Origin of the sequence: uncultured Corynebacterium sp., assembly GCF_902782855.1 — a bacterium.
Lineage (GTDB): Bacteria > Actinomycetota > Actinomycetes > Mycobacteriales > Mycobacteriaceae > Corynebacterium.
Genome location: NZ_CACZOO010000061.1, coordinates 1 through 3347, shown reverse-complemented (window position 1 = coordinate 3347; position 3347 = coordinate 1). Strand labels below are relative to the sequence as shown.

Sequence of the window (3347 nt, the reverse complement as noted above, 5' to 3'; positions counted from 1 at the left end):
GGCTCTTCCGGTTTCACAGTGCGTTGATTGCTCCGCGGAGTCCTCCCGAGTGGATCAGTGACCGCAAGATGTAGTTGGCCTTGTTCCTGAACCCCAGGGCGATACCGCGCAGGTGCTCCAGCTTGCCGTTGATATTCTCCACCGGCCCATTGGACGCACCGGTGTCGAAGTAGGCGAGGATGTCCGCTCGTCGCCGCCACAGCGTCTGGCCCAGCACCCGCAGTTCCCGCAGGTCGTTGGGGATCTTCACGTGTAGCGCCTTGATGACCTTGAACATCCGCAGCTTCCCGTCCCGGGGACGGTCCTGTTGATACGCGGCGATGATCTCCTGGTAGAAGTGCCACGTCACCTGCACCGGCAGGTGCGCATCATTGGTGAGCACGTCATCGAGCTTCACCGCGTTGGTCGGGGTGACCAGCGACTTCCTGGTCAACAGGATCCGTCTGATGCCGTACAGCGGGTCCCCGGACCGTCCGCGGTGTCCCGTCGTCTCGTTCTGGACCCGTTGCCTGCATGCGGTGAGCTTGTCGATGGCCAGGTGGACGACATGGAAAGGGTCCATGACCTGCCTGGCCTGGGCCAGGTGCTGGGTCGCGGCTTTCGCGTAGCCGGTGAACCCGTCCATGGTCACCACCCGGATCCGGTGGCGGAACGTGCTGCCGCGGGCATCGAGCCAGTCGCCGAAGGCGTCGGCGGACCGGCCGGGCACCATGTCCAAGAGTCGGGCAGAGCCTACCCCGTCGACCAGCGGGGTCAGGTCCACGATCACGGTGACGAACCCGGGGGACCCGTCGCCGCGGACGTGCTTCCACTTGTGCTCGTCCACGCCGAGGATCCGGACCCGGTCCAGTCGGGTGGGATCCCCGTAGGACAAGTGCCGACAGGCTGTCAGAGCCAGCTGGTTGGTCTTGTCCCAGCCGATGCCCAGCCCGCGGGCGCAGGCTTTCACGCTCATGCCGTCAGTAGCCATGCGCTGGAGGATCCAGCGGGTCACCCGGCGGGTCACCGTCTGACGGTCGTCGGCGGCTTGTGGGATCGAGGCCCGGAAGATGGTGACCTCGCAGTCGTCATTGACGCAGACCAACCGGGGTACACGGACGTGCAGCAGGCTGGGGTGCCCGGCGATGGGCAGGTCCGTGAGCCTGCGTTCGATATGGTCGCGAACTCGGCAGGCGTGCCCGCAGCGTGGGCAACTGAGGTCGACGGTCACCGGATGACAGTAGAGGTGGGTGATGTTGCCGGCGTCGGCGGCGTTGTCGATCGACAGGCCCAACTCGACGGTGCGGCAGATCGTGTCGGCGACGAGGTTCGGGGCAGGGGTGGCGGTGACGGTAGGGTGAGACATGGATCCTGGAGCGGCTGGATGGATGCTTAAGACACCTTCATCCTGTCACTGCAGGGTCCTTCTACCTTTCCGGCCCCCGACCCCTACATGTTGTGGTGGCCCATCCAGCCTGCTTCACACCTGCTACGCACTCCCTATCCGGAAGAGCCAGATTAGTACGGTTTCGCGGAGGCCTTTGTTTGGATATCGCTCATGACTTCGATCAACTCCGGCGGCAGCGGCACCGCCGCCACTGCCTCGTGTCCGCCGACGTTGATCCGCATCTCGCGGTAACCCCGCAGTGTCTGCACCAATCTCTTCAACGACCACCCCGACGCAGACTCCAACCAACGCCCCACAGACACCGCCGCCATCACCACCGTCAAATGAGCATCAATCGACGCTTTGAGCGTATGAAACACCGGACGGGCCCGCAGATCCGACTTCGCCATCCGGAACGACCGCTCAATCTGGAACAGACGACGGTAGTACCCGATGACCACCATAGGATCCTCATCTAACCTGCTGGTCACATACGCTTTGATGCCTGCCAGTTCCCGGTGCTTGGACGCCAACTCGAGGTTGACTTCCTTGGTCGTTGCCCCCATTTTCACGTACCGGTTGCGCTTGACCGGGGTCTTACCCTCAGCAATGTTGCGGGCCTTGCGCAGCGACTCCTCAATGGCCTTGAGTGCCCGGCGGGCACGGTCAGCCGAGTAGTGGTAGATCGTCCGCGACGGCCGGATCCCCTTGTCCGGGTCACCGGGATCCCGACTGACCCAGATCTGGTCGTGGACGTAGTCAACCCCGGGGTTGTCTGCCCGCCACTTCCAGATCGGGTACGGCAGCTCCTTGGTCTTGCCACCCAACACGTAGGACAGGCCGGCGGCATCCAGGTCCCGACGGTTGGCCTCACTGACCATGCCGGCATCGGCGACGACGGTGACGTCCGACAGATCGTAGGTGTCCATGAACGCCTCCACCGACGGCAGGAACGTCTTCGTTTCCGCCTTGTTCCCCTCAAACGCCTGGATCCGCAGCGGGAAGCCGGACGCATCGGTCAGCATGCCGACGGTCACCTGCGGGTCGATCCGGCGTTCCTTGGAAAACCCCGGCTCACGGAACCCGTCGGGCTCATCAGCTTCCCAATACAGGGTCGTCACGTCATAGAGGACCAGCGAGGTCGGCCCGATCCTCGCGTGATCAGCACACACACTGGTGACCGCGTCGCGGAACTCATCGGTGGCATACCGCGGCAGCCGTCGCTTGATCGTGGAGTAGCTCGCCGAGGTCACCCCGGCTTCAGCAAGCACGCGGATCGAGTCGTACTTCGAGCCGGGCTGCAGGATGCGGGCGGTGACCAGGCCGGCGAAGACCTCGTCACCGCCGGCGGCGACGTCCAGGCCGATCGCGCGGTAGGCGGTGTCGATCGCGTCGAGCAGGTAGCCGGAACGCTGGGCGGTGACCGGCCAGGGCTGCTCGACGGTGCCGGTGGCCGTGGACGGGGAGACCGGCACGTCCGTGCCGAGGTCTAGGCCCAGGTCCAGCTGGTCGCCCTGGATCCGGCGGGCGGCTTCGGCCTTCAGCGCGGCGAGTTCGGCATCGGTGTGGGCTGAACCGACATGTTCCATCGAGGTCGTACCACCAGCGTAAGAGTGGATGATCTGCACCGCGGTGGCACCGGAGCCGGTGGGCACGGTACGGATCTTCGGCTGCATGGAGCCGATTCTACCGGCTGAGGGCCGTTGCTTAGTACGGTTTTCGGCCGATCCTAGCGAACACTCCGCAGGTCACAGAGGTGGATGATGTGTCAACAACGAAAAGTGAGCCAAGTCAGGCCTGGGCGGTCTCCCGTGGAAGAACAGCCGCGTGTCCGGCCGCCACCGCCGGAAGTCGCTTCCATGCCTCACTGTCACCTGACTTGGCTCAGATTAGTGGCTCTTCCGGTTTCACAGTGCGTTGATTGCTCCGCGGAGTCCTCCCGAGTGGATCAGTGACCGCAAGATGTAGTTGGCCTTGTTCC

At 64.2% G+C, this 3347-nt stretch carries 2 protein-coding genes; both read right to left on the bottom strand.

Annotated elements, in window-relative coordinates; translation table 11 throughout:
* Positions 1-13 precede the first annotated feature (13 nt).
* The gene (locus QZV72_RS02630; RefSeq protein ID WP_297004903.1) at positions 14-1345 is read right to left on the bottom strand and encodes an ISL3 family transposase; all 1332 of its coding nucleotides are present in this window, start codon (positions 1343-1345) and stop codon (positions 14-16) included.
* A 152-nt stretch (positions 1346-1497) separates the two neighbouring features.
* Positions 1498-3042, bottom strand: coding sequence for an IS1634 family transposase (locus tag QZV72_RS02625; protein WP_297004901.1), 1545 nt, complete (start codon positions 3040-3042; stop codon positions 1498-1500).
* Positions 3043-3347 lie beyond the last annotated feature (305 nt).

Coding starts and splice junctions, on each gene's coding strand:
- QZV72_RS02625 (WP_297004901.1), bottom strand. CDS start 3,042: ATGCAGCCGAAGATCCGTACCGTGCCCACCGGCTCCGGTGCCACCGCG.
- QZV72_RS02630 (WP_297004903.1), bottom strand. CDS start 1,345: ATGTCTCACCCTACCGTCACCGCCACCCCTGCCCCGAACCTCGTCGCC.